Source organism: Gluconacetobacter entanii (assembly GCF_013155425.1).
GTDB classification, from domain to species: Bacteria; Pseudomonadota; Alphaproteobacteria; order Acetobacterales; family Acetobacteraceae; genus Novacetimonas; species Novacetimonas entanii.
The window spans coordinates 1-14,503 of record NZ_JABJWD010000145.1 but is presented as its reverse complement, the minus strand read 5'-3'; the positions used below and the strand labels follow the sequence as shown (position 1 = coordinate 14,503).

The following is a 14,503-nucleotide window of genomic DNA, read 5'->3' as shown; positions in this document are numbered from 1 at the left end:
ACCCCCACCCCCGCCGCTGTCGCCGCCAGCCAGAAGGTATGGATGGCCATGACCGTGGACCATGTGGTGGTCTGCGGCATGGTGCCCCGGCCCAGGCCACGCCCCTGCGCCGGGTCGTTGTCGGAAAACACCGCGACATGGTGTGGCGCATCGTCCAGGCCGGCAAGTTTCAGCCGCGCGTAATCGCCCGCGTCGGACCCGTCGCGCGCGGCGAGGGCTTCGGCATTGCAGCGCGCGAAATCCTCCCGCACGGCATGCCTGCGCGCGGGGTCGTCCACCCGGACGAAGCGCCACGGTTCGCTCAGCCCTACCGACGGCGCAAGGCACGCCGTCGCCAGCAGCCCGTCAAGCACCGGGGCGGGGACGGGATCGCGCCGGAAATGGCGCACGTCGCGCCGCCAGCGCAGCAGGGTTTCGAATTCCTTGGTAAACGTGCCGGAAAATCCGGGCTGGGTCATGACTGTTCCTTTGTGGGGCGGGTGCGGGCGGGGCCGGCATGGATCGCGCGCAGGCGTCGCGTTCAGTATCGGCGGCCATAGGCTGCCGGGCCGGGTTCCTCGGGCTGTGCCGGGCCGGCGAAGGCCGCGTCCTCCCAGAACCCGCCCGCCACTTCGTGCAGTTCGTCGAAGCTGGCCTTGTACCAGTCCACCTGGGTTGCGGTGCGCGCGGTGATGGTGAATTTCATGAACGGCTTGCCCGTGTCCCCACCATACGACCATCCCTCGCGCGAGAGGAATTCGAAATTGCACTGCTCACGGTGGCCAAAGCGCTGGAAGGCATGGTCCACCACGACGGGGGCGATCTCCTCCGCCGTGGCGCGCATGTAGAAATTGGTCCGCCGGCGCAGCAGGGGCGTGTCCACGTTGTCGAGGATGCCCATGCTGTCGAGTTCCTTCGCGCTTGAGGCGAAGCGCCCGGCGTCAAAGGAGACCTGCACCGTGCAGCGGCCATACGCGCCATTGCCGGTGACGGTAACCCCGAAGCGCGCGTAATCGCCAAGGCCGGGGATGCCGACGCTGGCGGCATGGGCCACGGGGGCGGGGACAAGGGCGGGAAGGGCCGCGGACAGGCCCAGCACCAGCGCCCCCGACAGCGCGGTGCGCGACGCGTGGCGGAATGTGCCCCGGTGGAAACGGGGGCGGATACGACAGCGCGCCATCACGAATGTCCGGGCCTGTATCGGTCGTTCACGCGGGGTTCCTTATGCTGTGGTGCCGGCGGTGCATGGCGCAAACAGATGTGGCGGCGCATCGCTGCGCCGCCACACATTATGGCATCATGGGCATGGAAAAGCATTATCCCCGATGCGCTTTATCGCGCCCCTTTCCCGATCGCGGGGGCCGGGGGCGCGACAGGCCGGAGCCTCAGCCGCGAATCGGGGCTTCGATGGCCGTGCGGACCGACATCGGCACCGCGACGCTGTTGAGCGTCGCGAGTTCCGTCATGCCGCGACGGCGGAACGCGGCGGCGAACCAGGCGAACAGACCTGCGGTTGCCTGGCGGGTTTCCTGCGTGCCGGGGGGAAGGCCGGTTGCGGGGACAAGGTGAAAAGTACTCATCTGAGCGTTTCCATGAGCCTTGGCGGGCACGATTGCCGCAAGCTGCTCCTGAGGCGGACGCTACGCCGTATTTCGCTGCTGGCAATATGATATTTTCGCAGCGTTTTCCCCTGTCCCATGATGTTTTTGCAATGCTTGTCCCGCAGGCGCCGCCGGGGGCGGTTTCAGACCGGGGCGACGTTCCATCTCGCGTGCCATTCCTGTCCGGGCGGCAGGTGGAACAGGCCAGGCTTGGTGGCGAATTCGCCCCTGAAATCCTGCGGGCTGCTCATGCCGTACCACGGCTCGATGCACAGGAAGTCGGCACCCGGCTTCATCCACAGGCCAAGCTGGCGAAAGCCCTTCCATGTGAAGCGCAGGCCCGGCCCGTTGGGGATGCGGTAGGTCAGGCCGTGGCTGGCGGGATGGTCGAGGATCAGCGCATCCTTTGCGAACAGGCTTTCCGACAGGGCGAGTTCACGTCCCACGATGGGGGTGGGGAACAGGTCGGGCGACAGCAGGCCGCCTGCGACGCGGCGCACCTTTTCGGGTTCGGGCTGGTCGAATTCGATGATGTGCGCATCCTTGGGCACGTCGGGGCGCAGCGGCCAGACAAAGGCCGGATGCGCGCCGAGCGAGGCGGACAGCGTGCGCGTGGGGTCGGGATTGATGACGCGGTAATCCACCTCCAGCGCGCCATTGGCGATGCGGTAGGCGATCTTCAGCCGGAAGGCGAACGGGAACAGCGCGCGCGTCTGCTCATTGTCGGCAAGTTCGAGCACGCAGCCATCGGCATTGCGTTCGATCCAGCGGAAATCCATGTCGCGGGCGAAGCCGTGCTGCGTGATGCGGTAGGGTTTTCCGTCGAACAGCGCCGTGTCGTTGTCAAGCCGCCCGACAATGGGGAACAGCACGGGGGAGTGGCGTTTCCACGCGTCCCCGGCGTTCCACAGCAGGTCGCACCCCGCAAGTTCGTCATGCAGCGCGCACAGTTCCGCCCCATGCAGCGCCACCGTGGCGCGCAGGCGCGAATCGCCAAAGCTGTGACTGACGTCTTCATTCATCGCGTGTTTCCTTCTGTCATGCGCATCTGCATGCGCGTCATGCGGGCAGGATGCCCGATTGTGCGGCCACGCCGCCAGCCTTGTGACAACAGGTGTGGTGTGCGCCCCCAAAAACATTCAGGAGTTTTTGGTGAAGCTTTTTTCAAAAAGCTTCGAAAGACGCCGTCTTTCTGGAAAAATCCGGCACCCCAAGACTTTTATTACTTTCGCCATATTTGCGCGGACACAGGCGCGGCGGTAGAAAGCCCCATATTCACCACAGCCACGGGACAGGCATGACGACGACGCCATCCTCCATGCCCCGGACATGGCGCGCCTTCGCGCTTACGCTGCTGGCCGTGGGGCTGTCGGGGGTGGGGGTGGTGTTCGCCTTCATCGCCGGCATGGATGCGTGGAATGTCCTGCCGGTGCACCTGCCGCTGTCGCGCGTGCCGACGGGGGGCAACGCGCGTTACACCATGGGGGCGCTGGCGCGCGACGGGCGGTTCGATGCGGCCATGCTCGGCACCTCCACCGCGCGCCTGATCCGGCCGGACATGATGGGGCCGCTGTTTGGCGCGCGCTTCGTCAACCTTGCCATGAACAACGCCACCGCATGGGAACAGGACCGGCTGCTCGAGGTGTTCATGCTGGCCCATGCCGCCCCGCGGGTCGTCATGCTCGATCTTGACCATGTATGGTGCCTGTCGGGCGATGACGCCGCGCGCGGACCGCATGAGCAGTGGCCGGAATGGGTCTATTCCGCGCCGCCATGGCAACGGTACGGCCATATGCTCGACCTGTATGCGTTGCAGGAGGCCGCGAACCAGGCGCTTTACCAGCTTGGGCTGAAGGCCGACCATGCCGGGGCGGACGGATACCAGAGCTTCGTCCCCGATGACGCGACCTATGACCGTGCGCGGGTCAGCGCCAATTTCGCGCTGTGGCTGTCGGCCACGCCGGTCGCATCCCCCACGTCGCGGGTGGCGGCCGCGCCCTCGCTCGCGCTGCTGCCGCGCCTGCTGGCGCGCATCCCGGCCGATACGCTCAAGATCGTCTGGTTTCCCCCCGTCGCGCGGGAAATGAAGCAGCATGCAGGTCCCGCCCGCGCCATGGCCATCGCGCAGTGCCGCGCGCGCATCGTCGCGGACATGGACCATGTGCCCAACGCCATCGTGGTCGATTTCGACATTCCCGGCCCCATCGCCGACGTGCGCGACAGTTTCTGGGACCCGCTGCATTACCGTACGGGGGTGGCGGCACGCATCACGCGCGACCTGGCGCGGGCGGTCCATGACCCGGAACGTCCCGCCGGGGAGTACGTGGTCCGCGTGGCGCACCTTTCTCCACAGGTCCGCGACATGGCGCGGCCGCCATCATGATGGTGTGTCCGGGGCGTGGAAAGATGCCCGCATGAAAGGGGTGGACATAGCTTGCTTCACGAGTCGTTGCAGGCATCCGGGGACGTGCGCGGCGGGTGTGGATTCTTTTTGGCAAACAGGACTCGTATCTTGGCCTGCTTGGTCATATAACCGTTCCCCTTTTGGATCGGTATGCGATTCCTTGGCGGTTTTCCGCCATTTTTCAGAATCGCCGCAGAAGGCCGCCCATGCAGGATGCTCACAGATTTCCGGAAAGGTCTGTGGATAACTTTGTGTATAGTTTGTCGGGTGTGGGGATTGTCGGGGGTGGTCCGCGCCATTTCCCGGTTTGTTCCGGCGGATGTTCCGCCCGGTGTTCTCCTGCGCGGTATGTGCCCTGTCGGCCTGTTGCGGGCATGGGCGCACAGGTCCGTGCCGGCCATATCGGCCGCAGGGGGCAGGGCAGGGCGGGCGGGCGCCCTTACAGGATCGTGCAGGACATCGCGGCAAGGCGCGACGGGGCCAGTAGCTGGATGACCTGGCGGGAGCGGTGGATCATCTTTTCCTGGTGAAAGACGCTCATCAGTCGCGACACGGTTTCCGTGGACAGGCCGAGGTAATCCGCAATGTCCGCGCGCGACATCTGTAGCGAGAACGGCAGGTGGATGTCGCTGCCATTATTGCGCGTCGCCTCCCTCAGCAGGAAACCGGCCAGCTTTTCACGCGCGGTCTTGCGCCCCAGCGCCAGCAGGCGTTCCTGTATCATCACCAGTTGCGATGTCGTCTCCTCCAGCAGGCGCGACAGGATATCCGGCGCGTTGACGAGGATATCCTCGAACATCGTGCGGCTCAGCCTGTTGACCGTGACATCGGAGATCGCCTCCGCCTGGAACATGTAGAGTTCCTGCGAACTGGTGCCCAGGATATGCCCGCTGCCGACAAAGCCGACGATCTGGCTGCGGCCGTTGGGCATGGATTTCGACAGCTTCACCGTCCCGTGGCGCACAAGGAAGGTGTAATGCGCGGTGGCACTTTCCTCGATGATGACGTTGCGGGGGCGAAAGCGCGTCTCCCGGCAGGTGGTGTGGTGCTTGTTGCAGAAGTCCACGATGTCGCGGCACAGGCGGTCAGGCATCGGGGGAAAGGACGGTATCCCGTTGTGCGCCGCCGGGGAGGTGAAGGGGGTCGTGGGCATCGCGATGCTGTCTTCTTCTGCCGGTGAAAGGGGGAAGCAGGCCGTTGGGACCGCCTCTCGTCAGCCTGTCTCTTGTGGCCGTCATGCGCTGCGGGTCAGGGCGCGGCACGGATGGGGCGTTCCATCATGGCGGCCCCTGCGGGCGTTACGAAGGGGCGGACACGCGATGTCGGCACGAAACAGGCATGGGGATAACAGCATCACACATGCATCGTGTCAATAATTTATGTATTTTTATTTAAAGATTCCTAAAAAATACATTAATAATTCAAACTATTTTTTATGAATAACCATTATTGTTACAGGTTTGTAAAGCATTTGTGTGCAGACATCCCTATCTGTCGCCACGAATGCTGTAACATGCCCCCCGCCCGTCCCGTATCAGCACGGCCCATCGGGGCGGGCGACGTCGCGGGCGGCCAGCATGCCCGCTGGCGCATGCCCCTGCATCAGGCGGTTGGTCGTGAACAGGTCGAGGATCTGCGCGACGAAGGTGCGGATGCTGTCCTCGCGCTGCTGTTCCAGCGGGATGTGCCCTTCGGCGATCATCCCCGCGAGGCCGTGGCTCATGGCGAAGATGCAGTATCCGGTATGCGCGACACCCTCCCCCGCGGGGGCGGTGGCGCAGTCCGCCGATTCGGCGCAGGGGAATTCCTCCGCCTCCATCAGGTCGCGCAGGCGGTTGAAGGTGCGTTGCGCCGCACGGCTATAGCGCGGGTGCTGCGCCGTGTCGGTCAGGTAGCCGAACATCATGCGGTAAAGCTGCGTATGGCGGCATGCGAACTCCACATAATGCGTGACCGTGCGTTTCAGCGCGTCATGGCGGCTGGCGGAGCGGTGGGCGATATGGCCGATCATGTCGGAAAAATCATCCAGGCAGTCGGCCGCGATCTCCACCAGCAGCATGTTGAGCGACGCATAGTGGTTGTAGAAATTGGCGGGCGCGACCCGGACCTCCCGCGTCAGGCGGCGGACCGACAGGTCCTCCAGCCGTTCGTTCTGCAGGATGCGCAGCGTGGCCAGGCGCAGGTCCTCGGCCACGTTGCCCTTGTGATAGGGGCGCGCCATGGGGCGGGGCCATGAAGGGGGCTGGTTCATGTCAGATATTGCATTTCTGATATCAGATTCTTGCATATCCATGGCTTTGTGCGATCTTGCTGCGGGGAATCGTGTAACGCATGGGCCGCGCCATGTTTGCCACAATGGCATGGTGGCGCAGAACCTGCCCGCAGGAGGAGTGATGTAAACGGTACCCAGCCATTCCCGAAATCTCAGTGTGAAAAATGATCAGGTTTGATCTGTGACATGCCATGCATCCCTGCTGGGGGGTATCATACCGCGCATCCTGATTCGTCGCCGGGGGGAGGGCGCCGGCACGAAAAGGGGAAAGTATGTGTGGTATGAATTATAGTCCCATGGTGTAAGTCATATATTCTTAAAGCATGCCGAAAGCCCGGAAGTCCATGCGGGGGACAGGGGAAAAATCAGGAAATAATTCCTTGTTGTCACAATATTACGTGCGAATGGTGTATGGTGTTTTAACCTGTCCGGTTCTGGAAACGGTACTGTACCGTATGGAATCGGATTATGTCGACATGATGGCCACGAACCCGTTTTGCCACCCGCAGGGTCATTAAGTTGCTTGACACGTTATGGGGTGGCCGGTAGATGCTTTTTTAAGGCAATATTAACAGTGTTCATAAGTGCCTGAAATCAGGACGGATATGAGGGCCTGTCAGACCTGTCCCGACAGGGGGCGATGCCGGGCCATGGCGTGATTGCGGCATGGAAGCTGTTGGCTAATGACATGGATGTCGGGACGGACCCGGCTGTCTTGCGGAAATCGGGGACGTGCGGGCACGTCGCCGGAAGGGCCGGACGGTCGGGCATGTCCCGTTTTATTGGAATTCCGAAACGATGTACGGGACGATGATGTACAGGGATATCCTGAAACGCCTGCGTCTTGAGCAGTTTGTAAACTCCCCCATCGTTTCCACCTTTTCCCCTTTCGTGATGATCGCCGTCGGGGTTTTCCTGATGCTGATGGTCGGCGGCGTCACGATGTCAACCAACAGCCAGGCGCTCGTCTCGTGCGGGACGCTCCTCCTGTTCTTTGTGCTCAAGGGGCGCAAGGGGCGGGGGATCACGTGCTTCCTGATGATGCTCTCGCTGCTGGTGTCGCTGCGCTACATGGTGTGGCGCCTGACCACGACGCTGGAACTGCACTCGCCATTGCAGGCGGTGCTGTCGCTGCTGCTGGTGCTGGCGGAACTCTATGCGCTGATGACGCTGTGCCTCAGCTATTTCCAGATGTCATGGCCGCTGGACCGCAAGCCGCTGCCGCTGCCGCCCGACACCGCCGACTGGCCCGTGGTCGATGTGTACGTGCCGTCCTATAACGAGGAACTCTCCCTCGTGCGTTCCACCGTGCTCGGCGCGCTGGCCATCGACTGGCCGGAGGACAAGCTCAACGTCTATATCCTTGATGACGGGCGCCGCAAAAGCTTCCACGCCTTCGCGATGGAGGCGGGCGCGGGCTACATCATCCGCGACCAGAACAACCACGCCAAGGCCGGCAACCTCAACCACGCCCTGCGCGTGACGGAGGGGGAATATGTCGTCATCTTCGACTGCGACCACATTCCCACGCGCGGCTTCCTGAAGAAGACGATCGGCTGGATGATGGCCGATCCGAAGCTCGCGCTGCTGCAGACGCCGCATCATTTCTATTCCCCCGACCCGTTCCAGCGCAACCTCGCCTCCGGGCAGCATGTCCCGCCGGAAGGCAACATGTTCTATGGCCTGGTGCAGGATGGCAATGATTTCTGGGACGCAACGTTCTTCTGCGGCTCGTGCGCCGCGATCCGCCGTTCGGCGGTGCTGGGCATCGGCGGGTTCGCGACCGAGACGGTGACGGAGGATGCGCACACCGCGCTGAAGATGCAGCGCGAGGGATGGCACACCGCCTACCTGCGCGAACCGCTGGCCGCCGGGCTTTCGACCGAACGCCTGATGTTGCATATCGGCCAGCGCGTACGCTGGGCGCGCGGGATGCTGCAGATCATGCGGCTCGACAACCCGCTGCTTGGCCCCGGCCTGCACTGGCAGCAGCGGCTTTGCTACCTCTCCGCGATGTCGCACTTCCTGTTCGCGATCCCGCGCCTGATCTTCCTGGCCTCCCCGCTGGCGTTCCTGTTCCTGGGGCAGAACATCATCGCGGCCTCGCCCTATGCGATCCTGGTCTATGCCTTCCCGCATGTCTTCCACTCCATCGCCACCCTGTCGCGGGTGGAGGGGCGGTGGCGCTATTCCTTCTGGAGCGAGATCTACGAGACGACGCTGGCGCTGTTCCTGGTGCGGGTGACGATCATGACGCTGCTGAACCCGCGCAAGGGGGAGTTCAACGTCACGGACAAGGGCGGCCTGCTGCAGAACGAATATTTCGACCTCAACGCGGTCTATCCCAATGTCATCCTTGCCGGGATCCTCGCCGTTGCGCTCGTGCGCGGGATCGGCGGGATGCTGTGGGAATATCATGACAGGCTGGCGCTGCAGTCCTTCGCGCTCAATACGCTGTGGGTGGCCGTCAGCCTCATCATCGTCCTTGCCTCCATCGCGGTGGGGCGCGAAACCCGCCAGATCCGGCACAAGCCGCGCGTGCGCGCCAACCTGCCGATCACGCTGGTGGACGAGGAAGGGCACCATTACCACGCCCATACCAGCGACATCTCCCTTGGCGGGATCGCGGCGCGGCTTTCGACGGAACACGCCCTGCCGACACAGACGCGCATCACGATGCTGTACCAGGACAGGAAGGACGGCATCGACGTGCGCATCCCCGCGCTGATCCTGTTTTCCAAGCCGGGCACGCTGCACCTGCAATGGTGTGTCGATGACCTTGAGGTGGAGCGCCAGATCGTCGAGTTCATGTTTGGCCGCTGCGATGCGTGGGCCAACTGGGCCGATTTCCAGCCCGACCGCCCGCTGCGCAGTTTCCTGATGGTCCTGCGCAGCATCGGCGGCCTGTTCCGCCGTGGCCAGAAACTTTTCCGCTGGCAGGCCCCGCAGGAAGCGCCGCTGGAGGAAGCCGAACACGTCAAAGAAGAAAAACTGGAGAAAAAGAGCCTCGTGCTGAAACCCGTCCGACGGGGCGCCCGCCGCGGCGCCACGGCCTCGCTTCTCGTGCTGATGGGCCTGTCGGCCGCCAGCGCGCCTTCGCTTGCGCAGGCTCCTTCCCCCGCCACGCCCGCCCCGGGCGGACAGGCGGAGGTCCCGACGGTGCCGACGGCACCGCCGCCGCCCACGCAGCCACCGTTGCAGCCGCCGCCGGGCACGCTGCCGACGGCCCCGCAGCTTGCGCCGGCCTCTGCCGGGGAACAGGTGCCCCCTGCCACCGCGGTGCAGCTTCCGGCCGGGCCTGCGACGCAGCAGTTGCGCGCGCGCCTGTCCGAACGGACCGGCGTGTCGCCCGCCGCGCCGTTTGGCGACACCAATACCGGCGCGCTGCCCGCGGATGCGTCCGCCCCGCCGATCGACCCGGCGGATGCCGCGCGCGTCGCGGATGGGGAAATCACGCGCACCTCTACATTCCGCGACCTTGGCCTTGCGACCGGGCCGCTGACGCTGCGCGGGTTTTCGCCGCTGCAGGGCCTGGATGTCATCGTGCCCGCCAACCGGGTGGTGACGCGCGCGCGCATCACGCTGACGGGGGCGCTGTCGCCCTCCCTCCTGCCGGAGGCCAGCGCGGTGAGCGTCACGCTCAATGAACAGTATGTCGGCACGATCCGCGTCGATCCCGAACATCCGCGCTTCGGTCCGGTCAGCTTTGATATCGACCCGCTGTATTTCACCGGCGACAACAAGCTGAACTTCCACTTTGCCGGGGAATACCGCCGCGACTGCAACGACCTTTACAACGAGGTGCTGTGGGCGCGCATCTCCGACCTGTCCACCGTCACGCTGACGACGACGCGCATCGCGCCCGACCGCAAGCTGTCGTACCTGCCCGCGCCGTTCTATGACCCGAACCTGCGCACGCCGCTGCGCGTGCCGGTGGTCATGCCCAACCCGGATGCGCACGGCATGCTCAAGGCGTCGGCGCTGGTGGCGTCGTGGTTTGGCAAGCTGGCGGATTTCCGCACCGCGTCCTTCCCCGTCTCCACCACCATCCCGGCATCGGGCAATGCGGTCGCGATCGGGGAAAACCTGCCCATCGACACGCGCGGCACGCGGCCGACCGGCCCGACCCTGTCGGAAGTCGAAAACCCCAATGACCGGCTGGGCACGATCCTGGTCATTACCGGCCGCAACGCGCAGGAGGTGGAGGTCGCGGCCCGCGTGCTGGCGTTCTCCCCCGATACGCTGGGCGCGGTGGCGACGAAGGTGGTCGATGACGTGACGCTGCAGCCGCGCCGCCCGTATGACGCGCCCGCCTTTGTCCCCACGGACCGCCCGGTACGCTTTGGCGAGCTTGTCGCCGCAAGCGACCTGCAGGGCGGGGGGTTCGCGCCGCCGGTCATGGCGCTGCCGTTCCACCTGCCGCCCGACCTGTATTCGTGGCGCAACCGTCCCTATCCCATCGACCTGTGGGTGCGTACGCCCGGCGGGCCGGTCGTGGACCTGGAGACGTCGCGCCTGGATGTCCACCTGAACAACAACTACCTCGACAGCTTCACGCTCAAGCCGCCAAGCCTGTGGCAGGCATGGTCGGAACGGCTGGTCAACCAGCACGCGGGCGCGGTCGAACATGCCGCCGCCCTGCCGTCATGGCTCCTGTTCGGGCAGAACCAGTTGAAATTCAGCTTTGACGCCCGCCCGATCGACCGTGGCGTGTGCCGCCGCACCCCCGATGACATCCACATGAGCGTCGATTCCGATTCGTGGATGGATTTCCGCCGTGGCTACCATTTCGCACGGCTGCCGAACCTGTCCTACTTCGCGGAGGCCGCGTTCCCGTTCTCGCGCATGGCGGACCTGTCGGAGACGACGGTCGTCGTGCCGCACCACCTTGATGTGGGCACGGCGGGGACGTTCATGGACCTGATGGGCTTCTTCGGTTCGACGACGTGGTATCCGGCGTCGGGCGTGCAGGTGGAGGACGTGAGCGAACTGGCGGACCATCCGCCGCAGGGTGACATTGTCGTGCTGGCGACGGCGGGCGACGCGCCGAAGTTCGCGGAACTGCTTGCGCGCTCCCCCTATGAACTGTCGGACGGGCATATCCGCGTGGGCCAGCATATGGGCCTGCAGGGGATCTGGTACCTGTTCCAGGACCATGACCATGCCGGGTTGCAGGACGGGGTGCAGGCCAACCTGAACGCGCCGATCGCCGGGGCGGGTGTCCTGATCGGGGCGCAGTCGCCGTACCGTTCGGACCGTTCGGTCGTCGCCCTGATGGGGGATACGCCCGGCCGCATGCATGACCTTGTCATGGGCCTGCGCAGCAAGGCGGACGTGCCGCGCATCCAGGGTGACCTCGTGCTGCGCAATGGCGACAGGCTGACGAGTTACCGCACCGCGCCGACCTTCACCATGGGGTCGCTGCCGTGGTGGATGTGGCTGGACTGGTATCTGGGGACACGTCCGCTCACGCTGTATGTGCTGGGGCTGGTCGGTGCGGGGCTTGTGGCTTCCGCGGCCGTAAGGCTGCTGCGCCGCCGTGCCCGCAGGCGCCTTGAAGAAGGCAACCAGATCAAGGACACGCCTGACGCAGGGCACTAGGACTGGTGCATTGCGCGCGCCGTGCGATGCCGGGGGCCGGCGTGTCCCCGGGAACATGCCCCCGGTGGCATGTTCCCGGCGGCGTGCGCCACGGGTGACGCGCGTGCCTGCATCGATCCGGCATGCCGGCGCGCACGTGACGCGCCATGGCATGGAAATACGTTGAGGGAGTTTACTGAAAGATGAGCGCACTTCTTGCTGGCCTGACGCTGCTGATCATCGGGGACAGCCATGTTGCCTTCAAGGATTCGCTCCTGTCGGTGCTGCCGGACGAATTTTCCCGCCAGGGGGCGAAGGTCGTGACCTATGCGGTGTGTTCGTCCACGGCGGCGGACTGGGTCGTGCCCACGCCCAACAACGGCTGTGGCGCGACGCAGCGCATCGGCGACGAACCGGTGAAGCCCGCCGACATGAAGCCCGCCGCCCCGCCGCAGATCGGCGGCCTGATCCAGAAATGGCATCCCGACGCCGTCATGGTCATCCTTGGCGATACGATGGGGGCCTATGGGCAGAAGGCCGTTTCCGCCAGTTGGCTGGAGGAACAGGTGAAGACCCTGACCGATGCGCTTGGCGGTACGGCGTGCATCTGGGTCGGGCCGACATGGGGGCAGTACAGCCCCCGCTATGGCAAGACCGACCAGCGCGCGCAGGAACTGGCGGGCCTGCTGAGGGCCGATGCCTCGCCGCCATGCACCTATGTCGATGGCACGCAACTGATGCCCAGGGGGAGCATCAGCACCACCGATGGCATCCACGCCACCACCGCGAGTTACCGCGCATGGGGGGATGCGATCATCCGCGCCACCCTGCCGGATCTTGAAAAGCTGAAGGATGCGGCCCCCGGCGGCCCCCCCGCGACGCCCTGAGTACCGGCGTCGTCCCCGCTACTCCATTTCCGCGCCCCATGTGATCCTCCCCATGTGCAACACAGGCCGATGCAACAGATGACCGCCATCATGCCCGCCAGACGCAAATGGCGCGACGGACTGCGCGAGGAGTTCTTTCCCCGCGACCGTCGCCGTGACATCGACGGACTGCGCGCGCTGGCGGTTGCGGCGGTGGTGCTGATGCATGCGGGATGGCTGTCGGGCGGGTTTGTCGGCGTGGACATCTTTGTCGTCATCTCGGGCTATTTCATGGGGCGCTCGGCACTGATGCAGGACCCGTTCCAGCCCGCGCGCTTTGCCTGCCGGCGGCTGTACCGCCTGTTGCCCGCGCTGTTGTGCATGGTGGCGGTGATTTCTGCGGGGATGCTGTGGTGGGTGCTGCAGAGCGATCGCGCCGACATCGCGCTCAATGGCGCCTATGCGCTGGTGTACCTGTCGAACATCTGGGCGGCGGGGCATGTCGGCTATTTCGAGGGGCAGGCCCTGGCCTATCCGTTCCTGCACACCTGGTCGCTGTCGCTGGAGATGCAGTTCTATGCCGTCATCTTTGTCGTCGCGGTCATGCTGCCGCGCGTGCGCTGGCGGCTGTATGCGCTGCTTGGCATCCTTGCCGTGTCGGCGGGATGCAGCCTGCATGACCATCTTGCGGGGGACGGGCAGGGGTACTACCGCATCACCGACCGCATGTGGGAATTCGCGCTGGGCACGCTGATCTGGATGCTGCCGCGCCCGCGCCTGCCGCGCGCGGTGGCCAACGTGGCCTATGCGCTGGCGCTGTGCGTGCTGGTGGGGGCGTGCGTGTTCTATGCGCGCGATTATGCCTGCCCGTCATGGGGGGTGGTGTTTCCCTGCCTTGCGGTGGTGGCCATCATCATGCTGCCGCATACGGACGTGGCGCGCGTGACGCTGGGGCCGGTGTCGCCGCTGGGGGTGATTTCCTATTCGGTGTACCTGTGGCACTGGCCGGTGATCGTGCTGGCGAATTACCTGCTGATGTTCCAGGTGGCGGGCCTGACGATGGCGGGCGTGCTGGTGGTGGCCCTGCTGGTGGGGCTGCTGAGTTATGTTTTCGTGGAACGGACCTTCCTTGATTACGAAGGACGGGCCGGCACCGTGGCACGCAACCGTGGCGCGCTGGCGCTGGTGTGCGCCTGCGGACTGCTTTCGGCGGGGTTGGGATATGTCTCCTATACCTCGCGTGTGCATTGACGTGCGGGCCAACGGACCCGTGGGCAGGGATATGATGCAGCATCGTGCAACCGTGCCGGGGCCTGTCGTGCCCCGGCTTTCCCCCACGCCCCGCGGGCGTGCGCCGCGCAGGTGCGCCACCCTGCTGGGGGCAACGGCCCTGTGGGGCATGGCGATGGGCGGCATGGCGGTCGGCGGCGTGGGCGTGGCGGGCGTGCTGGTGTGCACGCCGGTTGCGGCATGGGCGCAGTCCGCATCCGCGGGCATGGCGGGTGACGATGCGACGGACTGGGGGGACGGCACCCCGGCCCCCGCCCCGTCATCGCAGGCGACGCGCACCGCCGCCCTTGACCCGGCCTCGCTGGAAATGCGCCCTGCCACGTCCGCGCCGGATCCCGCGTCGTTGGAGATGCGTACCGCGCCCTCCGCCCCGGTGCAGGCGCCCCCTGCCGCGCCCGCGGCCCCTGCGGCCCCCATGTTCGAGACGCACCCGGTCGCGTCCGCCCCGGCCACATCGGGGACCCGGCCGGGCGCGCCGGACCCGGCCTCGCTGGAGATGCGTCCGGCCCCC

10 protein-coding genes and 1 pseudogene are annotated in these 14,503 nt (G+C 65.4%); 5 read left to right on the top strand and 6 right to left on the bottom strand.

The window, feature by feature from the left end; genetic code table 11:
* From bluB to HNH97_RS17065, 4 genes are all read right to left on the bottom strand, one after another.
* A partial coding sequence (gene bluB, locus HNH97_RS17080; protein WP_171791684.1) for a 5,6-dimethylbenzimidazole synthase occupies window positions 1-458 on the bottom strand: 458 nt, incomplete at its 3' end.
* Between the two features lie 62 nt (window positions 459-520).
* Window positions 521-1,159 (bottom strand): hypothetical protein, encoded by a 639-nt coding sequence (locus HNH97_RS17075; protein ID WP_171791683.1) that lies wholly within the window; start codon window positions 1,157-1,159, stop codon window positions 521-523.
* 205 nt (window positions 1,160-1,364) lie between these two features.
* Window positions 1,365-1,559, bottom strand: a complete 195-nt coding sequence (locus tag HNH97_RS17070; RefSeq protein ID WP_171791682.1) for a hypothetical protein — start codon at window positions 1,557-1,559, stop codon at window positions 1,365-1,367.
* Window positions 1,560-1,723: 164 nt separating this feature from the next.
* The gene (locus HNH97_RS17065) at window positions 1,724-2,602 is read right to left on the bottom strand and encodes an aldose 1-epimerase family protein (RefSeq protein ID WP_110914033.1); all 879 of its coding nucleotides are present in this window, start codon (window positions 2,600-2,602) and stop codon (window positions 1,724-1,726) included.
* A 275-nt stretch (window positions 2,603-2,877) separates the two neighbouring features.
* On the opposite strand from HNH97_RS17065, the gene HNH97_RS17060 reads away from it, so the two are divergent.
* Window positions 2,878-3,963, top strand: coding sequence for a hypothetical protein (locus HNH97_RS17060; RefSeq protein WP_171791681.1), 1,086 nt, complete (start codon window positions 2,878-2,880; stop codon window positions 3,961-3,963).
* Between the two features lie 460 nt (window positions 3,964-4,423).
* Here the strand turns inward: HNH97_RS17060 and HNH97_RS17055 are convergent, their stop codons facing one another.
* A complete protein-coding gene (locus HNH97_RS17055; RefSeq protein WP_171791680.1) occupies window positions 4,424-5,137 on the bottom strand; it encodes a Crp/Fnr family transcriptional regulator in 714 nt (237 codons plus the stop codon).
* 381 nt (window positions 5,138-5,518) lie between these two features.
* Window positions 5,519-6,235, bottom strand: a complete 717-nt coding sequence (locus tag HNH97_RS17050) for a TetR/AcrR family transcriptional regulator (RefSeq protein ID WP_171791679.1) — start codon at window positions 6,233-6,235, stop codon at window positions 5,519-5,521.
* A gap of 831 nt (window positions 6,236-7,066) precedes the next feature.
* On the opposite strand from HNH97_RS17050, the gene bcsA reads away from it, so the two are divergent.
* From bcsA to HNH97_RS17030, 4 genes and pseudogenes are all read left to right on the top strand, one after another.
* Window positions 7,067-11,857 carry a UDP-forming cellulose synthase catalytic subunit gene (gene bcsA / locus HNH97_RS17045; protein WP_171791678.1) on the top strand — a complete coding sequence of 1,597 codons (4,791 nt, stop codon included), beginning with the start codon at window positions 7,067-7,069 and terminating at the stop codon, window positions 11,855-11,857.
* A 182-nt stretch (window positions 11,858-12,039) separates the two neighbouring features.
* Window positions 12,040-12,723 carry an SGNH/GDSL hydrolase family protein gene (locus HNH97_RS17040; protein WP_110914028.1) on the top strand — a complete coding sequence of 228 codons (684 nt, stop codon included), beginning with the start codon at window positions 12,040-12,042 and terminating at the stop codon, window positions 12,721-12,723.
* Between the two features lie 78 nt (window positions 12,724-12,801).
* Window positions 12,802-13,953 (top strand): acyltransferase family protein, encoded by a 1,152-nt coding sequence (locus HNH97_RS17035; RefSeq protein WP_244949519.1) that lies wholly within the window; start codon window positions 12,802-12,804, stop codon window positions 13,951-13,953.
* A gap of 31 nt (window positions 13,954-13,984) precedes the next feature.
* Window positions 13,985-14,503, top strand: a pseudogene (locus tag HNH97_RS17030) (hypothetical protein); the annotation flags it as partial.

What these genes read in the sequence shown, in the direction of transcription:
- HNH97_RS17075 (WP_171791683.1), bottom strand. Translation starts at nt 1,159, where the DNA reads ATGGCGCGCTGTCGTATCCGCCCCCGTTTCCACCGGGGCACATTCCGC.
- HNH97_RS17070 (WP_171791682.1), bottom strand. Translation starts at nt 1,559, where the DNA reads ATGAGTACTTTTCACCTTGTCCCCGCAACCGGCCTTCCCCCCGGCACG.
- HNH97_RS17065 (WP_110914033.1), bottom strand. Translation starts at nt 2,602, where the DNA reads ATGAATGAAGACGTCAGTCACAGCTTTGGCGATTCGCGCCTGCGCGCC.
- HNH97_RS17060 (WP_171791681.1), top strand. Translation starts at nt 2,878, where the DNA reads ATGACGACGACGCCATCCTCCATGCCCCGGACATGGCGCGCCTTCGCG.
- HNH97_RS17055 (WP_171791680.1), bottom strand. Translation starts at nt 5,137, where the DNA reads ATGCCCACGACCCCCTTCACCTCCCCGGCGGCGCACAACGGGATACCG.
- HNH97_RS17050 (WP_171791679.1), bottom strand. Translation starts at nt 6,235, where the DNA reads ATGAACCAGCCCCCTTCATGGCCCCGCCCCATGGCGCGCCCCTATCAC.
- bcsA (WP_171791678.1), top strand. Translation starts at nt 7,067, where the DNA reads ATGATGTACAGGGATATCCTGAAACGCCTGCGTCTTGAGCAGTTTGTA.
- HNH97_RS17040 (WP_110914028.1), top strand. Translation starts at nt 12,040, where the DNA reads ATGAGCGCACTTCTTGCTGGCCTGACGCTGCTGATCATCGGGGACAGC.
- HNH97_RS17035 (WP_244949519.1), top strand. Translation starts at nt 12,802, where the DNA reads ATGACCGCCATCATGCCCGCCAGACGCAAATGGCGCGACGGACTGCGC.